Source organism: Mesorhizobium sp. B2-4-3, from assembly GCF_006442815.1.
Taxonomy (GTDB): domain Bacteria; phylum Pseudomonadota; class Alphaproteobacteria; order Rhizobiales; family Rhizobiaceae; genus Mesorhizobium.
The window spans coordinates 1-20,096 of the sequence record NZ_VFVL01000026.1; the positions used below are offsets into that span (position 1 = coordinate 1).

Here is a 20,096-nt window from a genome sequence, read left to right on the forward strand (position 1 = left end):
AACCAGTTCCAGCGCTAGCATGGGAAACTGTTCGCGATGTCTTCGCACACCTGTTCGCGATGTCCCCAGTCCATACAGGGGGGAGATTGGCAGCTTCGCCGAAGGCACAATTCCTGCAGGGTTGGAGATTGGCGAAAGTCGGCGCGACATCTAATCTCCCCCCTCGTGGGGGAGATGGCCGGCAGGCCAGAGGGCGGCGCTGTCCCGCCAGCCTGTCCAATAAATCCGCGAGAACTATATCGGCAGCGCGCCGGTTTCCTTGAGCGTCTCCAGCACGATCGCCGTCTTCACGTGCTGCACGGATTCATGCGGGAGGAGCACGCCGTTGACGAACTCGGACAATGATTTGAGGTCGGGCGTCACCACCTTCAGGATGTAATCCATCTCGCCGGTCAGCGCGTGCGCCTCCTGCACTTCCGGTAGCCGCGCCACCAGTTCGCCGAAACGCCGCGCATTGTCTCGGTTGTGGGTGGCTAAAGTCACCGAGATGACGTTGACCAGCGAAAAGCCCAGACGATCGCGGTCGAGCACGGCGCGGTAGCCCTTGATATAGCCGTCCTCTTCGAGCCGCAGCCGGCGGCGCGAGCATTGCGAGGGCGACAGGTTCACGCGCTCCGCCAGGTCGCTGTTGGTGAATCGCGCATCGTCCTGCAAAAGCGCCATTATCTTGCGATCAAATTGGTCCAGGCGCGCACCATCCATGGATATTCCTCCAATCATGCACAATTTACGCGCATGATGCGCATTTCAAGCGGTTGAATGCAAGCACCGTGCGGCGGCTTCGCGCTATCATCGTGAAAATTGGCCAAGCACGGCCGCGACAGCTTTTCGGAGGATTGCCATGGGCCCCTTCCCGCACGACGCCCCGCCCGCGAAAATCAGCAAGCAAAACCCGGCCGGCACCGACGGTTTCGAATTCGTCGAGTTCGCGCATTCGGAGCCCGAAAAGCTCGCCGAGCTTTTCACCCGCATGGGCTATGTCGCGGTGGCCAGGCATCGCAGCAAGGACATCACCGTCTGGCGCCAGGGCGACATCAACTACGTCGTCAATGCCGAGCCCGGCTCGCATGCGATGAAGTTCGTCGAAAAGCACGGCCCCTGCGCCGCCTCGATGGCGTGGCGCGTGGTCGATGCCAAGCACGCTTTCGACCATGCCGTGTCGAAGGGCGCCACGCCCTATGAAGGCGCCGACAAGGCGCTGGACGTGCCGGCGATCGTCGGCATCGGCGGATCGCTCCTCTATTTCATCGAGACCTATGGCGAAAAGGGTTCGGCCTATGATGCCGAGTTCGAGTGGCTGGGCGAGCGCGACCCGAAGCCGGAAGGCGTCGGCTTCTATTTCCTCGACCACCTCACTCACAATGTCTATCGCGGCAACATGGACAAATGGTGGGATTTCTACCGCGACCTGTTCGGCTTCAAGCAGATCCATTTCTTCGATATCGACGGCAAGATCACCGGTCTTGTCAGCCGCGCCATCACTTCGCCCTGCGGCAAGATCCGCATTCCGCTGAACGAGTCCAAGGACGAGACCAGCCAGATCGCCGAATACCTCAAGAAGTATAATGGCGAGGGCATCCAGCATATCGCCGTCGGCACCGACGCCATCTACGAGGCCACCGACAAGCTCGCCGCCAACGGGCTGAAATTCATGCCCGGCCCACCCGACACTTATTACGAGATGTCGCACGACCGCGTGAACGGCCATGACGAGCCGATCGAGCGCATGAAGAAGCACGGCATCCTGATCGACGGCGAAGGCGTGGTCGATGGCGGCACGACCAAGATCCTGCTGCAGATCTTTTCCAAGACTGTCATCGGGCCGATTTTCTTCGAGTTCATCCAGCGCAAGGGGGACGAAGGCTTTGGCGAGGGCAATTTCCGCGCGCTGTTCGAATCGATCGAGCAGGACCAGATCAAGCGCGGCGTCATCAAGCTGGACGGCAAGGCGGCGTAGCGCTTGAGCTTGCGGCCGGACCAATTATGACCTAAATTCTGGTCATAAGAGGTTTGGCAATGAACGTTCCGATGGCAAAAGCAAAGGCCAAACTCGCCGAGTTGGTCAAGCGTGCCCAGGCCGGCGAAGAGATCAATCTGACCCGGCACGGGGAGATTGTGGCAACCTTGAGCGCCCCTACCCGGCCTGCGGGGAGCAAGGGCCTGTTTGGTGCCCTGAAAGGCCAAATCTGGATATCGGATGATTTCGATGAACTTGGTCCCGAATGGGACGAGTACATTGTTAAATGAGCAGAAAATATCTGGTCGACACCCATATTTTGCTGTGGGTTCTCAATGCGGATTCACGTCTTTCGGATCATCATCGCGACATCTTTCTTGCGGGCGAGGATGTGGTCGTCAGCGCAATCTCGGTGGCAGAGATCGCCATCAAGAAATCGCTCGGCAAAGTCACGCTCACAGGCAATATCGTCGAAATCTTGCGGTCGAACGGTATTCCGATCCTCGGCGTCAATGAATTGCACGCAGCGAGGCTTGAGCATCTGCCGCTTCATCATCGGGATCCATTCGACCGTCTGCTCATCGCGCAGGCTCAAATCGAAGGTCTGACGATGGTCACTGCGGATCGGCACTTCACAGCCTACGACGTTGCGTTGGTCTAAGCATCCGGTGCAGCCCGACTCACCCTTCCTCGGCTTAATATCGTAGTCGAGCGGGAATCGTCCTTGGGGCGCCATGACCAAAGCGAGTAGGTCGCACTATCCGGCGTCGATGCTGAGCGAGCTACTTTTGGAGACCAGCGGCTTTGCGCAGGATATCGTTTATCCGGCTCTGCCAGCCGGGTCCGCCGGCGCGAAAGCGGGCGATCACATCGCTGTCGAGCCGCAGCGTCACTTGCTTCTTCGGATTGTCGAGCGCCGGCCGGCCGCGCGCCCGGCGGATGCTTTCGGCTAGGTCGGGAAAGACCTCGGTGAAGGGACGAGCGTTTCGAAAGTCCTCCTCAGTCCACTCGGGATTGTCGGAAACGGCGTCCCAATCTTCCTTCGTGAAGCCCTTGCCTGGCTGGAATTCCTTGTCTGGCTCCGTGATGTTCAGCTTAGACTTTGCCATCGAACAATCTCCTTTCCGCCTGGTTGGCCGGCCGCATCGAAATTATCGAAATGCCCTCGGAGCCAAGCCGGGCAAAGATCACCGCAACGACTCCGCCAACAAGCCACCCGATCGCCATGAAGCGTCCGGCCTTGGCTGTCCGGATTGTCGACGTGAGAAAGAATCCGTCATCCACAACGGCAAAATCCAGCCCGTGCTTCTCGATGTTGGCCAGTCGCTTCGGCTCATCCCAAACGATCTTCATGAATTTATGTACCTACAATAATTAAGTCAATAATTTTCGTAACTACAATAATTTTCAGGTCGTCTCGTTCACAACCCCAATCGCTCGACTTCATCCTTTCTGAGCTTCAGGTCATAGTCGAGCAGGAATTCATCGAGCTGCGGCGGCGCTACCGATGTGCCGGCGAGCATGGCGTGCACCTGGCCGCGGTGATGGATGTCGTGCAGGAAGACATGGGCGAGTATATCGCCGATCTTTTCGGGGATCATGCCGTCCTCGCGCCTGTCGGTGACGACGCGGCGGTCAAGATCGGCTTCGGACAGACGATCGCAGAAGGCAATCAGCCGACGGTCGAAATCGGCCTGTGCCGCCGCCAGACTCGCCACATCGTCGAACGGCAGGAAGGTGTCGTATGCCGAGGCGCCTAGGCCGCCATCGGTCAGGAAATCGAGATAGAGACGGTCGACCGCGAGGATGTGGTTGAGCGTCTCCCTGATCGACGGAAAGAAGCTGGTGCGCACGGCCTCGAACTCGCCAGGCTTCAACGTGAGCACAGCGCAGTAGAGCCGGTCGTTCGACCAGAGATTGTTGCGCGCCATGCGGCGCAGATGCTCCAGCATGGTCACCGCCTCAATGCCCCCTCACCTCTCGTATTTCTCGACCTTCTGCTCGATGGCGCCGAAGATCGAATGTCCAGCCTTGTCCTTCATTTCGATGCGCACCGTGTCGCCGAAACGCAGGAAAGGCGTCTTCGGCTCGCCGCTCTCGATGGTCTCGATCATGCGCAGCTCGGCGATGCAGGAATAGCCGCCGCCTCCCGCCGCAACCGGCTTGCCCGGCCCGCCATTGAGCTTGTTGGATACGGTGCCCGAGCCGATGATGGTGCCGGCGGCGAGCGGCCGCGTCTTGGCGGCATGCACGATCAGCGCCGGAAAATCGAAGGTCATGTCGACGCCGGCATTGGCGCGGCCGAACGGCTTGCCGTTGAGATCGGCGAGCAGCGCGAGATTGACCTTGCCGCCGTCCCAGGCGTCGCCCAGTTCGTCGGGCGTGACGGCAACCGGCGAAAAGGCGGACGACGGTTTCGATTGGAAGAAGCCAAACCCTTTGGCCAGTTCCGGCCCGGTGATGGCACGCAGCGTGACATCGTTGACCAGCATCACCAGCCGGATCGCGTTCCTCGCCTCGTCCAGTCCGGCGCCCATCGGCACGTCGTCGACGATGACGGCGACCTCCGCCTCCATGTCGATGCCGAAGGCCTCGTCGGCCATGCGGATCGGATCGCGCGGGGCAATGAAGGAGTCCGAGCCGCCCTGGTAGATCAGCGGATCGGTCCAGAAGCTTGCCGGCATCTCGGCGCCGCGTGCCTTCCGCACCAGCTCGACATGGTTCACATAGGCCGAACCATCCGCCCATTGATAGGCGCGCGGCAGCGGCGAATGCGCGTCGTGCTCGTGGAAACGCGCCGAGGGAACTGCGTTGGTCTCGAGCGATTCCGCCATCGCCGCCAGATGCGGCGCAATGCGGCGCCAATCGTCGAGCGCGGCCTGCAGCGTCGGCACCAGGAACGAGGCATCGGTGAACCGCGTGAGATCGCGCGAGACCACGACCAGTTTTCCGTCGCGCGTCCCGTTCTTCAATGTGGCAAGCTTCATGCGGTTTCCTCTCCTGAAGCGGCGTGTTCGCCGCTTAGCGGTACAACAAGGCCGTCGCGGGCAATCGTCAAGTCGCCGGACCAAGTTTTCCTGACGGCGTCGATCCAATCGTCCTCACCGATGGCGGGATCGTCGGCAGGAATGAGGTGGTTGAGCACCAACCTGCCGACGCGGGCCTCGCTGGCTATGCGGCCTGCCTCCTCGGCCAGGCTATGGCTGGCAAAGAGGTGCTCGCGCAGCCGCGCGCCGTTGCCGGTCCTGGCGATCAGCCTTTCCACGCCCTCCTCCAGCATGGCTTCATGGACAAGGATGTCGGCGCCGCTGGCAAACCCGGCCAGCGGCGGAAAGAACGCTGTGTCGGCGGAAAACACCACGCTCTTGCCGCCATGCTCGAAACGCAGCGCAAAACAGTCGGTCACGGGCGGATGGTCGACGCGCAGCGCCCTCACCGTCAGGTCGCGCTGGTCCAGGACCGATCCTTCGCCGAACTCCTTGACGGTGACGAGGTCGCGAACATCCGGCCTGCCTTCGTCGTCGATGCGGATTTCGATGTCGAACGCCATCGCCTGGCAGAAATGCCGCCAGTGGTCCCTTGTACCCGGCGGGCCGAAAACGCTGACCGGCATCGCCAGGCCCGCCGTCCAAGCGGTATGGATCAGCGACCCGAGTTCCAGAACGTGGTCGGAATGAAGGTGCGTGATGAAGATCAGGTCGAGCGCCTGCAGGCTGACGCCGGCATCAGTCAGCGCCCGCGTGACGCCAAGTCCGCAATCGACGACGACGGTGCGCCCGCCGATTTCGAGCAGCGACGAACTCGGCCAGGGGCCGCCCGGCCGGACTGCCGGACCGCCCTTGGAGTCGAGCAGGACGAGCCGACCCACGTTTTCGGCACTCAAGACCAGTCGCCCTCTGGTGTGCCGTTGAAACGCTTCTTCAGGTCGGCCCAGCAGTCGATGTAGTTCTCCTGCAAAGTGCCGAGCTCGGCGGCGTAGCGCGTCAGCATCTGGGGGAAGCGCGTCTCGAACATGAAGGCCATGGTGTTGTCGAGCTTCACCGGCTTTAGGTCGGCCTGCGTCGCTTTCTCGAAGCCGGATGCGTCCGGCCCATGCGCCAGCATCTGATTGTGCAGGCTGATGCCGCCGGGCACAAAACCCTCCTCCTTGGCGTCGTACTGGCCATGGATCAGGCCCATGAACTCGCTCATGATGTTGCGGTGGTACCACGGCGGCCGAAACGTGTTTTCCGCCACCAGCCAGCGCGGCGGGAAGATGACGAAGTCGACATTGGCCGTGCCCTCCTCGCCGCTTGGCGCCGTCAGCACCGTGAAGATCGACGGGTCCGGGTGATCGAACAGGAGGGCGCCGACGGGCGAAAACGTCGCCAGATCATATTTGTAGGGCGCGTAGTTGCCGTGCCAGGCGACGACATCAAGCGGCGAATGGCCGAGCTCGGTAACGTGGAAGGCGCCGCACCATTTGACGATCAGCCGGCAGGGCGTCTCCTTCTCCTCGAACCAGGCGCAGGGCGTCTTGAAGTCGCGCGGGTTGGCCAGGCAATTGGCGCCGATCGGCCCGCGGTCGGGCATGGTGAACTTGGCGCCGTAGTTCTCGCAGACATAGCCGCGCGCCTCCTTGTCGGCGAGCTCGACCTTGAAGACGAGGCCGCGCGGCAGCACGGCGATCTCGCCGGGACTAAGCTCGATCACGCCCATCTCGGTGACGAAGCGCAGCGCGCCGACCTGCGGCACGACCAGCAATTCGCCGTCGGCGTTGAAGAAGTGGTCGTCCGCCATCGAGCGGTTGGCGACATAGACATGCGCGGCCATGCCGGACTGGCCGACCGCGTCGCCGGCCGTGGTGAAGGTGCGCATGCCGGAGATGAAGTCCGTCGGCTCGCCGGGCATTGGTGTCGGGTTCCAGCGATACTGACCGAGCGCCAGCTCGTGGTCGCCGATATTCGGCCCGGTCTTCCATAATGGATAGCTCGCCCCCTTGAAGCGGCCGGTGTGTTTCACACTCGGGCGAATGCGGTAAAGCCAGGAGCGCTCGTTGGTGCCGCGAGGGGCGGTGAAGGGCGAGCCCGACAGCTGCTCGGCATAGAGCCCGTAGGCCGGCCGCTGCGGCGAGTTGCGCCCCTGCGGCAGTGAGCCGGGCAGCGTCTCGGTCTCGAAATCATTGCCGAAACCCGGCATGTAGGAAAAGGCCATCCGATCCTCCCTGATCCCGGCTTGCGAGCTTCGAGAACTGGCCAGCCGGCGACGTTGACCAAACTGGTTTCATTTGTAACCATCGAAAATGTAACTATCAACGGCTGTGTTGCACGCCGGGAGCGCTCCATGGAACCGGATATCCTCGAGCTGGAAGACTTCCTGCCGTACCGGCTCTACCGGCTGGCCGACACCGTCAGCCGCGAATTCTCGAAAATCTACAAAGATCGGCATGGCCTGACGCGGCCGGAATGGCGCACGCTATCAGGCATTGGCCAGCGCGGCACGATGACGGCGACCGAGCTCGGCGAGCAGTCGGCCATGCACAAGACCAAGGTTTCGCGTGCGGTCGCCGAATTGGAGCGCCGGCGCTGGCTGACGCGCACGCCGGACGAGAAGGATCGCCGCGTCGAGCGCCTGACGCTGACTAAAGCGGGGCTCGCGGCTTATCGCGAGATGGTGCCGCTGGCGAAGGCGTTTGAACGGGAGCTGCTGGGAAGGCTTGGTGTGGAAGAGCGCGCGGCGATCGCAGAAGGGCTGGCCGCGCTCGAAGCCAGTCTGACCCTGGGCAACAGCCGAGGTCGGGCTCGCTCATTCTGAACGACCAAGGCCGTGCGAAACAAGCCTCGGTCCCAGCTCGAGATTCCGGCTGAGCGTGATTTTGGCGGTCAAGCCGTCTATAGTTGCCGCAGCACCGGCGGGAGGACTACATCGAAGGGAGGACTTATCATGCGCATTCGCACATTGACTCTTCTGGCGACGTTGCTTGCGGGCGTATCCGCGCATGCCCAGCAGGCAAAGCCAACGTCAATCGAGGTGTTTCCTTTTGAACTGGAAGACAAGAGCGCTGGAGCGGGGATAATTCCGCCGGATGAACACGACAGGCGCTATCTGTCCGAGTCGGCACAAGTCGCAAAGGACATGCTCTCTAAATCCGGGCGTTTTGCGGTCATCGACCAACCAGCCCGGAATGAGCAGCCAGCTGCGCCGCACGGACTGCGCAACTGCGGCGGCTGCGAAGGCAAAATCGCGAGGGAACACGGCGCATCTCTTGCCTTGCTTGGCGTCGTGACGCGCGTCAACCGAACAGAACATACCATGTTCATCCGCATCCTCGACGCCGAGACCGGCAGACCTGTCTCGCAGGGCTTCACCGATCTTCGCATGGGTGCGAATTACGCGTGGCCCCGCTCCGTGAAATGGCTGATGACAAACAGAATTCTGCGGTAAGGCGGCCTACCAATCCATCACAACCTTGCCCGAACTGCCGCTCCGCATCGCATCGAACCCCACTTGGAAATCGTCGACCCCGATCCGGTGCGTGATCAGCCCCGAGACATCCAGCGGCCCCTGCACCAGGGCGATCATTTTGTACCAGGTCTCGAACATCTCGCGGCCGTAGATGCCCTTCAGGTGCAACATCTTGAAGATGACCTTGTTCCAGTCGATCTCGAAGCCGGTCGGCGCGATGCCGAGGATGGCGATCTTGCCGCCATTGTTCATGGTGTCGATCATGTCGCGGAAGGCAGGCGCGGCGCCCGACATCTCCAGCCCGACGTCGAAACCTTCGCTCATGCCGATCGAAGGCATCACGTCGCGCAGCTTCTCCTTCGAGGCGTCGACGACGTGCTGCACCCCGAGTTTTCGGGCCAGATCCAGCCGGACCGGATTGATGTCGGTGATGACGACTTTTCGCGCGCCGACGCATTGCGCGATCAGCGCGCCCATGATGCCGATCGGCCCGGCGCCGGTGACCAGCACGTCCTCGCCGACCAGGTCGAAGGACAATGCGGTGTGCACCGCATTGCCGAGCGGATCGAAGATCGCCGCGATCTCGTCCGGCACGTCGTCGGGGATCGGCACGACATTGTGCTGCGGGATCGCCAGGTACTCGCCGAAGGCGCCGGGCCGATTGACGCCGACGCCGAGCGTGTTGCGGCAGAGATGCCCTCGCCCGGCGCGGCAGTTGCGGCAATGGCCGCAGACGATATGGCCTTCGCCCGAGACGCGCTGGCCGACCTTGTATTCGGTGACCGCGGCGCCGAAATCGGCGACCGTGCCGACGAATTCGTGGCCGGTCACCATCGGCACCGGCACGGTCTTCTGCGCCCACTGGTCCCAATTGTAGATATGGACGTCGGTGCCGCAGATCGCGGTCTTCCTGACCTTGATCAGCACGTCGTTGGGGCCGATCTCCGGCACCGGCACCTGTTCCATCCAGATGCCCGGCTCAGCCTTGGCCTTCACCAGCGCCTTCATCATGTTCGACATCAGGATCTCCCAGTGCTGCGGAGGTTTGCGATCCTTCGCGCGCCCCTCTGTCCTGCCGGACATCTCCCCCACAAGGGGGGAGATCGATCATCGCCTTCGCTTTCGCTAATCGCGAACGTTGCAAGATGGACGCCGCGCCCGAACTGCCAATCTCCCCCCAAGTGGGGGAGATGTCCGGCAGGACAGAGGGGGGCGCCGTAGAGTGTAAACATTCGCGATTATCTAATTACACCGAGTTCGCGCCCGACCTCGCCGAACGCCTCGACCGCGCGGTCGATGTCGGCGCTGGAATGCGCCGCCGACATCTGCGTGCGAATGCGCGCCTGGCCCTTCGGCACCACCGGGAAGGAGAAGCCGATGACATAGATGCCGCGCTTCAGCATGCGCGCGGCCATCTCCTGCGCCAGCGCCGCGTCGCCCAGCATCACCGGGATGATCGGATGATCGGCGCCGGCCAGCGTGAAGCCCAGCCTGCCCATCTTGGACCGGAACCGATCCGCATTGGCATATAGGCGCTGGCGCAGCGCGTCGCCATTGCGGATCAGGTCGAACACCCTGATCGAGGCGCCGGCGATCGCCGGCATCAGCGTGTTGGAGAAGAGATAGGGGCGAGAGCGCTGGCGCAGCCAGTCGACCACTTGGCTTTTGCCCGACGTGTAGCCGCCCGAGGCGCCGCCCAGCGCCTTGCCGAGCGTGCCGGTGATGATGTCCACCCTGCCCTCGACCCCGCAATGCTCGGCCGAGCCGCGGCCGTTCCTGCCGACGAAGCCGACCGCATGGCTGTCGTCGACCATGACCATGGCGTCGTATTTCTCGGCGAGGTCGCAGACGCCCTGCAAATTGGCGATGATGCCGTCCATCGAGAACACGCCGTCGGTGGCGATCAGCCGGAAGCGGCAGTCCTTCGCCTCCTTCAGCCGCGCTTCGAGATCGGCCATGTCGTTGTTGGCGTAGCGAAAGCGCCTGGCCTTGGAGAGCCTGACGCCGTCGATGATCGAGGCGTGGTTCAGCGCGTCCGAAATGACGGCGTCCTCCTCGCCGAGCAGCGTCTCGAACAGGCCGCCATTGGCGTCGAAGCAGGAGGAGTAGAGGATGGTGTCGTCCATGCCGAGGAAGGACGAGATCGTCGCCTCGAGTTGCTTGTGCTCCTCCTGCGTGCCGCAGATGAAGCGCACCGAGGCCATGCCGTAGCCGTAGCGGTCGAGCGCGTGCTTTGCCGCGTCGCGCAAATCCGGGCTATCGGCGAGGCCGAGATAGTTGTTGGCGCAGAAATTCAGCACCTTTTCGCCGCCGACCTCGATCTCGGCGGACTGCATCGAGGAAATCACCCGCTCGGACTTGTAGAGCCCGGCCGATTTGAGGCCCTGGAGCTCGCTGTCGATGTGGGAAAGAAATGCTTTGCTCATGGTCCGGCCCTGTTCGGTTCGAGGCCGGACTGTCGCGCCATGGCTGCAAAAAATCCATCGCAAAAGCGACCGCTTCGGTGGCGCCGCGAAAGCCCGGTCGCAATCCCTGCGATGACGCGGCCGCGATACGATCAAAAATGCGGGTGCGGGAAAGGACGTGATAACCATCTTGCGAGCATTGTCGAACCGCCATGCCGGCCGCCGCTCCCCCTTGCCGACCTGTTAACCCTTTCAAGGCAAGCGTTTTCCCGCCACGAATCCTTGGCAGGAATCCGTCGACCGGAGGGGTCACCCAGTTATGTCGCAGCAGCCAGTGCAGAGCGTTTCGCGCAAGCTGATCCTGCTCATCAAGACCGGCTACTGGCTGGCGCTGACGATCATTGCCGCCATGGTGGTGGCGTCCTTCATTCTTCTACAGCAGTTGATGGCGCAGCAGCAGCATAACGACGCGCTGCTCGACATCGTCTCGACGCAGAAGGCGCTGTCGCAGCGCATCGTCTTCCTGGCCAGCGCCACGGGTGCCGCCGCGCGCGACAAGCAGCCGGCGCTGGCGACCGCGCTCAAGCAGGCGACCGGCGAGTTCGAGACCAATTACGATCGGCTGCTCACCGAGACCGGCGCCGACCCGCTGTCGGCGGCGCGCAACGATCCCAAGTCGATCGAATACGTGCTGTACAGCAAGCCGTTCCATCTCGACTATTTCTCCGTCGGCCTGGTGGCCAACGGCGAGCGACTGGCCTCGTCGTTTGGATCCCAACTTGGCATGCAGAGCGAGGGCTACAAGGGAGGCACCGAGCGCGCCGGCCTCGACGCCTCCGTCGCCAATGCGACCTTGTCCGGCTATGCCGCGCTCGGCCAGCGCATCAGCGCCTTTGCCGACGAACGCTCCGGTCAATTGCTCAATCTTCACCGCACGCTGTTCTTCGCCACCCTCGGCGTCATCGTGCTGGTCGCGCTGTTCATCTTCCGGCCGATGTCCAACGCCATCCTGCGCAAGACGCGCGAGCTGGTCGACGCGCGCAACTCGATGGCCTTCATCGCCGTGCATGACGGCCTGACAGGGCTGCACAACCGCACCTTCCTGACTGACCATTTCGAAACGCTGATCAAGGGAGCGCACCGCCGCCGCGAGCGCCTTGCGGTGATCCAGCTCGATCTCGACCGCTTCAAGCAGATCAACGACACGCTTGGCCATGCCGCCGGCGATTACGTGCTGGTGGTGACGGCGCAGCGCATGCGCGATTCCTGCCGCGCGTCGGATCTGTGCGCACGGCTTGGCGGCGACGAGTTCGTCATGATCCTCAACGGCGCCGGCACCACCGAGGACATCCATGCGCTGGCCAAGCGCATCCTCGACGAGATCAACGAGCCGATCACGTTCCAGGGCACGACCATCATGCCCGGCGCCAGCGCCGGCATCGCGGTCTATCCGGTCGACGCCGACAACGCGCAGGATCTGCTCGTCCATGCCGATCTCGCGCTTTATTCCGCCAAGAAGCTCGGCGGCGGCAATTTCTCCTTCTTCTCCGAGGAGCTGCGCCGCGAGCTCGACTATCGCAAGCAGCTCGAACAGGACATCCGCACCGCGATCGCCAACAAGAGCTTCGAGGTCTATTTCCAGCCGCAGGTGTCGCTGACCAGCGGCAAGATCAGCGGCATCGAGGCGCTGGTGCGCTGGAAGCACGCGACGCGCGGCATGATCTCGCCCGGCGAATTCATCCCCGTCGCCGAAAAATGCGGCTTCATGCCGGATATCGGCCGCATCGTCATCGCCAAGGCGATCGAGGAAGCCGCCGAATGGGACCGAGCCGGCATCGATTTCGGGCGCATCGCCGTCAACGTCTCGGGCACGGAGCTGCGCGAGCCCGATTTCGACGCCTTCCTGTTCGGCACGCTGGAGCGCGTGGGGCTGGCGCCGCAGAAGCTGGCGCTGGAAATTGTCGAATCCGTCATCCTCGACGACGAAAAGACCGGGATCGCCGCGAAGCTGCGCCATATCCGCGCCGCGGGCGTGCATCTCGAGCTTGACGATTTCGGCACCGGCTATGCCTCGCTCAGCCACGTCAACCCGAACGAGATCGACCGGCTCAAGATCGACCGCCGCTTCGTCCAGAACATCAACGAGAACGGCGACAACTCCAAGATCGTGCGCGCCATCACCGAGCTTGCGCGGGGCCTAGGCATCTCGATCGTCGCCGAGGGCGCCGAAACCGAGGCCGAGCTCGACTCGCTGATGGCGATCGGCTGCGACCAGGTCCAGGGCTATTCGATCGCCTTCCCGATGCCGCAGGACAAGGCGCGCGAATGGCTTTTGGCGCGCAGCCCGAAGAAGACGAAGCTGAAGGTGCTGCAGGGCAGCTTGGCCTAGGGTCAATTGCTATTCGGGTGAGGCCGGTCTGCGAATGGCGGCCTCCTGCGCTTCCGGTGCTCATGTACTTCAAGTACGTTCCGCTCCGGTTCTCGGAGCCCATCATTCTCGACTCGGCCTGACCCGAATCCCAATCGACCCCGAGCAACTCGCGGAGGCTTGACAGAGCCATACTCGCATGGCGGGCTTGCTGGCATTGCCAACGGATTTCACGGATGCGGCTTCGACTTCTTCTACTGCTGCTGCTTGTCGCGTCGCCGGCTTTGGCCGCCGATCGCACCGTCTACCTCACGTTCGACGACGGGCCGCTGAACGGCACCAGCAACATCCTCGACGTGCTGCAGGCCGAGCAGGTGCCGGCGACGCTGTTCATGGTCGGCATGCATGCCGAGGCCAACGCCACCAACCGGGCGCTGCTGCAGCGGGCAAAATCGATGCCGCTGGTGACGATCGGCAACCACAGCTACAGCCATGCCTACAATCACTACCGGCATTTCTACGGCGAAACCGAAGGCGTGGTCGCCGATATGATCAGGGCGAATGCCGTGCTCGGCCTGAAGCCGGCCGTGCATGCGCGGTTGCCGGGACGCGACGTGTTCCGGCTGCCCAATTACTCGAAGGACGACAATTCGCTGGGGCTGGCGGAGGCAGGGCGCGAGGATCCGGACTACGAATTCGTCGCGGCCTCCGGCTTCTGGCTCTATGGCTGGGACCACGAATGGGTCCATGAGGACAGTGGCAAGCCGGTGCAGAGCGTCGACCACTTGGTCAGCGAGATCGATCATCTGTTCGGCTATGGTCATTTCGCCAAGCCGAACAAGCTGATCCTGCTCATGCATGACGAAATGTTCCAGGACACCTTCGACGGCAAGGCGAAGCTGACGGCGTTGATCGCGGCGCTCAAGCTGCGCCATTACGCCTTCGGCGCGATAGCCGATTATGATCGCTAAGAGCTTATGATTTGATTTCGCGAGCGGGCCTGCTGGGGCGAGGCGGAATGTCGCTCTCGTCACCGGGGAAAGACGCCAGCAGACGCCCGAAGCGCGGCGCTTCGACATTCGCCCGCAACGCGGCCAGCATCTCGGCGAATTCCGCCAGCCTGTCGTCGGCAATACCGGCCCGCAGCCGCTTGTCGAAAGCGACGGCCGCGAGGCGGAGCTTTTCGAACAGCGCGTCGCCGGCCTCGGTCAGCGCCACCTGGTGGACCCTGCGGTTTTCCGGATCGCGGCGGCGCGTCAGCAACCCTTGCGCTTCCATGGCGTTGAGATGATGCGTCAGCGTCGCGCCCTGGATGCCGATCATGCCGGCAAGCTCGCGCTGGTTGGCCAGTTCCTTCGACTTGACCGACAGCAAGGTCAGCCAGACCGGCAGCGTGCCGCCAGCCTCGACCAGCGCGGCATCGAAAGCCTGCGCCACCACCTTCGAGGTGCGCGCGAGATTCATGCCGACGGGTGGACGGTCAAACGGTGTCATGACCTGACAGTAGAGCACGCAATGGCAAGGTGGAACTCGGCATCATGCATTGACACCTAATCGTTAGATATCTAACTTTGTCTTATTGATGGCGTCGCGACATGGCTGCGGCGCGGCGGGCGACAGAGAGGAATGCGGTCATGCAATATGTCTACATCGTCACCATCGGCCTGCACGTCATGGCCGGCGTGTTCTGGGCCGGCACGACCATAGCGGTTGCCCGCGATCCGGAGATCAAGGCGGAGCGTTTCATCCGGCCGCAGCTCGGCGCCTCCAGCCTGGCGTTCCTGACCGGCATACTGCTCTGGTATTTCTTCCACGAGGGCGCGTTCGGCTCTATGGAGAAGGTGTTGGCGCTCGGCATCTTGACGGCGCTGATCGCCGCCGGCGTGCAAGGCGCGCTTGTCGCCTCCGCCAGCAGGCAGCTGGCTGGGGCCGACCAAGCCACGCAGACCCAGTTGCGCGCGAAAATGACCCGAGGCGAACGCATCGCCGGCGGGCTGCTGGTCATCACCGTGTTTTGCATGGCGACCGCCAAGCTATTTTGAAATCGCACGGCCGGCGCAACCGACCGGGCGCGGCGCGCAACGGACCGAAGCGGCAGGTGGCTCTCCTTGCAATGGTCCGTTGCGCGCCACAAGCCGGCGGGCCGGACGACGAGAGGAGCCGCCTAAATTAAGCCATTTCAGGGCGCCTGGAGGCCTCGCGAATGGCCTTGTGGACGTTGCGCTGCAGGTCCATGAAAACGGCACTCTCCATGACCTCTTCGCGGCGCGGGCGCTCGATGTCGACGTCAAAAGTCCGCATGATGCGCCCCGGACCGATGCCCATCACGGCAATGCGGTCCGATAGATAGACAGCCTCCTCGACGTCGTGGGTGACGAAGAGCACGGTAAGCCTGTGCTCCTCCCAGATCTGGGTCAGGAGTTCCTGCATTTGATGCCTCGTCAGGGCATCGAGCGCGCCGAAGGGCTCGTCCATCAAGAGCATCTTGGGGCGGTAGGAAAGCGCGCGCGCAATGGCGACCCGCTGCTTCATGCCGCCCGAAAGTTCGGATGGATAGAGATTGGCCGAGCGCGGGAGCTTGACCAGATCGAGGTGCTCAAGCGCGATCCTGCGGCAGGTGGCGCGGTCGTGGCCGGCGGCCTTGAGAGCGAACTCGATGTTCTGCTGCGCCGTCAGCCAGGGCAGCAACGTATAGGACTGGAAGACGACGCCGCGGTCGAGGCCGGGCTTCAGGATCGGCGACCCGTCGATCTCGAGATCGCCCGAGTCGAAATCCTGCAGTCCGGCGACGATCGACAGCAGCGTGCTCTTGCCGCAGCCCGACGTGCCGACCAGCGACACGAACTCGTTGTCGGCGAGGTCGAGATTGATGTCGCGCAGCACTTCGGTGCGCCGCGCGCCGGTGCCGAAGCTCTTGTGGAGACCTTTGATCCGCAGTTTGGGGGAATTCATCGGCCTTGCCTCGTCATGAACGGGTGTCCTGGCGGAACAGCACCTTGCCCAGAGCCTTCATGACTTGGTCGGTGATGAGGCCGAGCATGCCGAGCAGAAGGATGTAGCCGATGATGGTGTTGGTCTGGAAATAGCGCTGCGAGACGGTGATGCGATAGCCGAGCCCGGACGTCGCAGCGACGAGTTCGGCCAGCACGAGCCAGGTCCAGGCCCAGCCCAGGCTGATGCGCAGCGTATCCCAGATGCCCGGCAAGGCGCTGGGCACCACGATACGCGTCAGGATCTTGCGATCCGGCAGGCCGAGCGTCCTGCCGAGACCGACGAAGTCCGCCGGCACACGCTTGACGTTGTCCATGATCATCAGCACCTGCTGGAAGAACGTGCCGATGAAGATGATCAGGAATTTCTGGGCGTCGCTCGTCCCCGCCCACAGGATGGAGAGCGGCACGAAGGCGACCACCGGCATGTAGCGGATGAAATCGACCAGCGGCTCGATCGCCGCTTCCCAGGTTCGGAAGCTGCCGATGAGCACGCCGATCGGAATGGCGAGCACCGAGGCGATAAGAAAGCCGATCGAAATACGGTAGATCGAGGCCTTGAGATCGATGAGCAGCGTGCCGTCGGCCCAGAGCTTGCCGAGCTGCGTTGCCACGCTGGCAGGCGACGGCAGGAAGATCGGCTTGACCAGGTCGAGACCCGTTGCCGCCCACCAGGCGAGGCCGAGGCCGGCAAAGACGGCCACGGCGATCATCAGGAAGCGGGAGCGCGCGATCGGCGCACCGATCCCCGAGGATCGGCGGCGCCTCGCCGGCCCGGCAACCGGTCCGGTTGCCGCCCCGGACGGTCTCGCTTTGGCGGCAGGCTCGTCGGACATCCCTGCGACCGCCACGCCCCGCCTACTGCGCGGCCTTGACGAAGGCCGGATCGATCATCTGCTCCGGCGTCACGTCGGCTTGCAGCAGCCCGGCATTCTTGGCGGCGGCCTCGACGTCGGCGAATGTCTTGGTGGAAAACTCGCCGGTCAGAGCGTCCTTGTTCTCGGCGAGCGAATAGTAGCGCACGCCGTCGAAGGCGGTGTTGAGATCCTCGACGCTCGAGCCGACCGCCTTGGAGATGATGGCGCGGCCGCCGGGCGTGTCGGCATTGTAGGCCTTGAGCGCGGCATCCCAGGTCTTGATCATGGCAAGCACTTGGCCGGGCCGCGACTTGATCACCTCGTCGCGCACCACCAGCACGTCGCTGATCAGGCCGGGATCCTCGCCGGCGGTGAAGAGAAGCTTGACGTCCTTGTTCTGCGCCTTGGCCGCGGTGAGATAAGGTTCGTAGGTGACCGCGACCGGGACCTGTCCGGCAATCAGCGCGCTGCCGGCATCCGCCGCCGGCATCGGCACCGGCTGGACGTCGGCAATGGACATGCCGTTCTTGGCAAGAGCGTATTTGAGCAGGATGTCGCTTGTCGTGCCTTCCTCGAAGGCGACCTGCTTGCCCTTGAGATCGGCGATCGAGGCGATGTCCTTGCCTGCGATCATGGCGTCGGCCGTCATCGAGACGTCGAGCAGCAGCACGATCTTGACCGGCAGCCCAGCCGCAACCATGCCCATCGCGGTGTGGGTCGCGATGTTCGCCGCGTCGAGCTGGCCGCTCGCCAGGGCAGCGTTGATGTCCTTGTCCTCGGCGAAATTGACGATCTGGACGTCCGACAGCCCGCTTGCCTTGAACAGACCTTTGGCTTCGGCCACGTGCCACTGGCCGTAGCCCAGCCACGGCTCGATGCCGATCTTAAACGACCCAGACTCAGGCGTCGCGGGAATGGTGGCGTCGGCGGCGTGGGCCAGCGGAGCGAACCCGACTGCGGCTGCCGCGACGAGCGCACGGAATTGTCCTTTGAGGTTACGCATCATTTTTGTTCCCCTTGATGATTCAGGCCGTTTTTTGAACCAAACTTCCTGCCTTGCGAGAATGCGGCTTGCTTCTTGCGGCACTGTGCCTCGGCGTCCTACCTGCCACGTCGACGGAAGTGAAACGATATTCGACGTCGGCGGCAATGGATGTCAAGGCGAAAATACATACATGCATATACAAGCTGGCGAGGCTGATTTCCGGGACCTCGGCAGCATTTGGGCAAGCTGATCCGGGCTCCTTCGTGACTGGCGCCGGAGGCACGAACGGTCCCACCCGTTTCACGTCTTGCGGGAAGGAGAATAGCGGCTGCCGAGCGAGTAGCGGCTACCGACATAGGTCAGCTTGCTGATGGTGGCCACGACCGCGCCCGTCCACGTCCGGCGATGCAGGAGAAGGCAGCAACTGCCGATATCGATGGCGAGGTGCCGCGCCGTCTCGGCATCGGCCGGGACAGCGGAAATGATGTGCTCGACCTCGGTCACCGGGGTCTTCTGCATCAGGTAGTCGTAGGTCGCCGTCTTCGAGAAATCCTGCTTGTCATAGTCGGGTATCAGGCTCGGATTGACGAAGCGCTCTTCGAGTTGCACGGGCAGGTCGTTCTCGAAGTTGACGACCACCGAATGATAGATCGCCGGGCGCTTGGCGAATTCGAAGGACAGCGAGAGCTCCTTGGTCGGCGTGATCCTTTCAAGGACGAGAACCTCGGAGCGATGCCTGTTGCCGCGCGCGACGATCTCGGCCGCGATGTTGTTGATCTCGATCAGCGTCGACTGCGGCCGGGGCGGCGCGATGAATGTCCCCACGCCCTGCAGCCGGATCAGGAAGCCAGCCGAGGTCAATTCCCGCAAGGCCCGGTGAACGGTCATCCGCGACACGCCGAGCGCCGCGACGAATTCATTCTCGGACGGCAGCTTGCGGTCCTTGCTCCATTTGCCGGCTCCGATGTTGGTCAGGATGTAGTCCTTGACCTTCTCGTAGAGAGGACTGGCCGTATCGGGCAAAGCATTCATGTTTCACACGTCCTTTCCGGCAAGCTGTCGGCAATCATGCGCCGGCAGGCCGCCGCACCCGGATGATGGTTTTCAAGCCGTCGCCCTGCCCCGCCAGCAGGCGCTCATAGGCGGCCGGAACGTCGTCCAGGCCGATCTCGCGATCGATCAGGTTGATCAATGGTGCGGACAGTTCGCCGAGCATCCCGATGGCGTCGGGCAATTCATCGGCGAAGGCATGGCATCCCAGCAGCGCGATCTCGCGCTCGACCAGCATGTTGGGGTCGATATCGAGGCGGCCGTGGAAAATGCCGACCAGCGCCACGGAGGCGCCGGAACCCAGAACATCCAGCAACCGGTTGAGCGCAGCGATGCTGCCGGTGGCCTCGACGGCCGCAAGCAACGGCGCTCCGTGGAGCGCGGCAGCAATTGCTTCGCGGTCGAGATCGACGATCGTGGCGCCGGTCACGCCGGCGACACGCTCGCAGCGCGCCCGATTGCGATCGGTGACCAGCACCTTGCCGCCGAACGTCCGCGACAAGAGCAGCGCCGCGAGGCCGCCGATGGTGCCGCAGCCGACGACCAGCACCGCACCCGCCGTCTTCGGCAGGCGCCGGACCGCGTGCAGCGCGACGGCGAGCGGCTCGGCCATCGCCGCTACCCTTTCGTCAAGCGCGGCGTCGATGACATGCAAAAGCCGCGCCGGAAGGACCGCCTCCTCGGCAAAGCCGCCGTCGCATGCTTCGCCGACGAAGCCCAGCGAGGCGCATAGATGCCGCCTGCCCGCGCGGCACTGCGCGCATTCTCCGCACCAGAAACGGGAATCGGCGACGACCCGGTCGCCCACCGCGATGGTGTCGACGCCCGCGCCGATCGCTACCACTGTGCCGGTCAGCTCATGGCCGGCCGTCGAGGGCACGCGGCTTATCCACTGTCCGGTGCGGAAATTGTGGAGGTCGGACCCGCAGATGCCGGCGGCATCGACACGCAGCTTCACCCAGCCCGCGTCGGGGGCCCCTGGCGCGGCGATATCCTCGACGCGCAGGTCGCCGGGGCCATGGAGTCTGGCGGCCTTCATA

General features: G+C 63.2%; 23 protein-coding genes. 8 read left to right on the forward strand and 15 right to left on the reverse strand.

Annotated elements, in window-relative coordinates; genetic code table 11:
* Nucleotides 1–234: 234 nt before the first annotated feature.
* A complete protein-coding gene (locus FJ956_RS21965; RefSeq protein ID WP_140684943.1) occupies nt 235–702 on the reverse strand; it encodes an Lrp/AsnC family transcriptional regulator in 468 nt (155 codons plus the stop codon).
* Between the two features lie 139 nt (nt 703–841).
* On the opposite strand from FJ956_RS21965, the gene hppD reads away from it, so the two are divergent.
* Genes hppD through FJ956_RS21980 form a run of 3 tightly spaced genes read left to right on the forward strand, consistent with a single transcriptional unit; the run spans nt 842 to nt 2,618 of the window.
* Entirely contained in the window at nt 842–1,957 is a 1,116-nt protein-coding gene (gene hppD / locus FJ956_RS21970; RefSeq protein ID WP_140684942.1) for a 4-hydroxyphenylpyruvate dioxygenase, read from the forward strand.
* Nucleotides 1,958–2,016: 59 nt separating this feature from the next.
* Complete coding sequence (locus tag FJ956_RS21975; RefSeq protein WP_140684941.1) at nt 2,017–2,247, forward strand: type II toxin-antitoxin system prevent-host-death family antitoxin; 231 nt, start codon at nt 2,017–2,019, stop codon at nt 2,245–2,247.
* A complete protein-coding gene (locus FJ956_RS21980) occupies nt 2,244–2,618 on the forward strand; it encodes a type II toxin-antitoxin system VapC family toxin (protein ID WP_140684940.1) in 375 nt (124 codons plus the stop codon). The genes FJ956_RS21975 and FJ956_RS21980 overlap by 4 nt, the downstream gene beginning before the upstream one ends.
* 121 nt (nt 2,619–2,739) lie before the next feature.
* Here FJ956_RS21980 and FJ956_RS21985 read toward each other — a convergent pair whose 3' ends face one another.
* From FJ956_RS21985 to hmgA, 6 genes are all read right to left on the reverse strand, one after another.
* Nucleotides 2,740–3,066, reverse strand: a complete 327-nt coding sequence (locus FJ956_RS21985; protein ID WP_140684939.1) for a BrnA antitoxin family protein — start codon at nt 3,064–3,066, stop codon at nt 2,740–2,742.
* On the reverse strand, nt 3,053–3,310 hold the full coding sequence (locus FJ956_RS21990; RefSeq protein WP_140684938.1) for a BrnT family toxin: 258 nt from the start codon (nt 3,308–3,310) through the stop codon (nt 3,053–3,055). Before FJ956_RS21990 ends, FJ956_RS21985 begins: the two co-directional genes overlap by 14 nt.
* A gap of 68 nt (nt 3,311–3,378) precedes the next feature.
* Entirely contained in the window at nt 3,379–3,915 is a 537-nt protein-coding gene (locus FJ956_RS21995; protein WP_140684937.1) for a DinB family protein, read from the reverse strand.
* Nucleotides 3,916–3,930: 15 nt separating this feature from the next.
* On the reverse strand, nt 3,931–4,944 hold the full coding sequence (locus tag FJ956_RS22000; protein WP_140684936.1) for a fumarylacetoacetate hydrolase family protein: 1,014 nt from the start codon (nt 4,942–4,944) through the stop codon (nt 3,931–3,933).
* Complete coding sequence (locus tag FJ956_RS22005; protein ID WP_140684935.1) at nt 4,941–5,840, reverse strand: MBL fold metallo-hydrolase; 900 nt, start codon at nt 5,838–5,840, stop codon at nt 4,941–4,943. The genes FJ956_RS22000 and FJ956_RS22005 overlap by 4 nt, the downstream gene beginning before the upstream one ends.
* Nucleotides 5,837–7,150: a homogentisate 1,2-dioxygenase gene (gene hmgA, locus FJ956_RS22010; protein ID WP_140684934.1), complete on the reverse strand. Its 1,314-nt coding sequence runs from the start codon at nt 7,148–7,150 to the stop codon at nt 5,837–5,839. Before hmgA ends, FJ956_RS22005 begins: the two co-directional genes overlap by 4 nt.
* Before the next feature lie 129 nt (nt 7,151–7,279).
* Between hmgA and FJ956_RS22015 the strand changes: the two genes are divergently transcribed.
* Both FJ956_RS22015 and FJ956_RS22020 read left to right on the forward strand, forming a co-directional pair.
* Nucleotides 7,280–7,750, forward strand: coding sequence for a MarR family transcriptional regulator (locus FJ956_RS22015; RefSeq protein ID WP_140684933.1), 471 nt, complete (start codon nt 7,280–7,282; stop codon nt 7,748–7,750).
* Nucleotides 7,751–7,879: 129 nt separating this feature from the next.
* Nucleotides 7,880–8,380, forward strand: a complete 501-nt coding sequence (locus tag FJ956_RS22020; protein WP_140684932.1) for a DUF2380 domain-containing protein — start codon at nt 7,880–7,882, stop codon at nt 8,378–8,380.
* A 6-nt stretch (nt 8,381–8,386) separates the two neighbouring features.
* Here the strand turns inward: FJ956_RS22020 and tdh are convergent, their stop codons facing one another.
* Together tdh and FJ956_RS22035 are read right to left on the reverse strand one after the other, a co-directional pair.
* A complete protein-coding gene (gene tdh / locus FJ956_RS22025) occupies nt 8,387–9,421 on the reverse strand; it encodes an L-threonine 3-dehydrogenase (protein ID WP_140684931.1) in 1,035 nt (344 codons plus the stop codon).
* 218 nt (nt 9,422–9,639) lie between these two features.
* Complete coding sequence (locus FJ956_RS22035; RefSeq protein WP_140680541.1) at nt 9,640–10,827, reverse strand: glycine C-acetyltransferase; 1,188 nt, start codon at nt 10,825–10,827, stop codon at nt 9,640–9,642.
* Between the two features lie 298 nt (nt 10,828–11,125).
* Here FJ956_RS22035 and FJ956_RS22040 point away from each other — a divergent pair, with 298 nt between their 5' ends.
* Both FJ956_RS22040 and FJ956_RS22045 read left to right on the forward strand, forming a co-directional pair.
* On the forward strand, nt 11,126–13,195 hold the full coding sequence (locus FJ956_RS22040) for an EAL domain-containing protein (RefSeq protein ID WP_140680539.1): 2,070 nt from the start codon (nt 11,126–11,128) through the stop codon (nt 13,193–13,195).
* A 215-nt stretch (nt 13,196–13,410) separates the two neighbouring features.
* On the forward strand, nt 13,411–14,145 hold the full coding sequence (locus tag FJ956_RS22045) for a polysaccharide deacetylase family protein (RefSeq protein WP_140680537.1): 735 nt from the start codon (nt 13,411–13,413) through the stop codon (nt 14,143–14,145).
* A 4-nt stretch (nt 14,146–14,149) separates the two neighbouring features.
* Here the strand turns inward: FJ956_RS22045 and FJ956_RS22050 are convergent, their stop codons facing one another.
* Entirely contained in the window at nt 14,150–14,668 is a 519-nt protein-coding gene (locus tag FJ956_RS22050) for a MarR family winged helix-turn-helix transcriptional regulator (protein WP_140680535.1), read from the reverse strand.
* Nucleotides 14,669–14,808: 140 nt separating this feature from the next.
* Here FJ956_RS22050 and FJ956_RS22055 point away from each other — a divergent pair, with 140 nt between their 5' ends.
* Nucleotides 14,809–15,216: a hypothetical protein gene (locus FJ956_RS22055; protein WP_140680533.1), complete on the forward strand. Its 408-nt coding sequence runs from the start codon at nt 14,809–14,811 to the stop codon at nt 15,214–15,216.
* A 127-nt stretch (nt 15,217–15,343) separates the two neighbouring features.
* On the opposite strand, the gene FJ956_RS22060 is transcribed toward FJ956_RS22055, so the two are convergent.
* The 5 genes from FJ956_RS22060 to FJ956_RS22080 form a co-directional block, all read right to left on the reverse strand.
* Entirely contained in the window at nt 15,344–16,126 is a 783-nt protein-coding gene (locus FJ956_RS22060) for an ABC transporter ATP-binding protein (RefSeq protein ID WP_140680531.1), read from the reverse strand.
* Between the two features lie 13 nt (nt 16,127–16,139).
* The gene (locus FJ956_RS22065) at nt 16,140–16,877 is read right to left on the reverse strand and encodes an ABC transporter permease (protein ID WP_140680569.1); all 738 of its coding nucleotides are present in this window, start codon (nt 16,875–16,877) and stop codon (nt 16,140–16,142) included.
* Between the two features lie 145 nt (nt 16,878–17,022).
* Nucleotides 17,023–18,024 carry an ABC transporter substrate-binding protein gene (locus FJ956_RS22070; RefSeq protein ID WP_140680567.1) on the reverse strand — a complete coding sequence of 334 codons (1,002 nt, stop codon included), beginning with the start codon at nt 18,022–18,024 and terminating at the stop codon, nt 17,023–17,025.
* 282 nt (nt 18,025–18,306) lie between these two features.
* On the reverse strand, nt 18,307–19,038 hold the full coding sequence (gene hutC / locus FJ956_RS22075; RefSeq protein ID WP_140680529.1) for a histidine utilization repressor: 732 nt from the start codon (nt 19,036–19,038) through the stop codon (nt 18,307–18,309).
* Nucleotides 19,039–19,072: 34 nt separating this feature from the next.
* Nucleotides 19,073–20,095, reverse strand: a complete 1,023-nt coding sequence (locus FJ956_RS22080) for an alcohol dehydrogenase catalytic domain-containing protein (RefSeq protein ID WP_140680527.1) — start codon at nt 20,093–20,095, stop codon at nt 19,073–19,075.
* Nucleotide 20,096 lies beyond the last annotated feature (1 nt).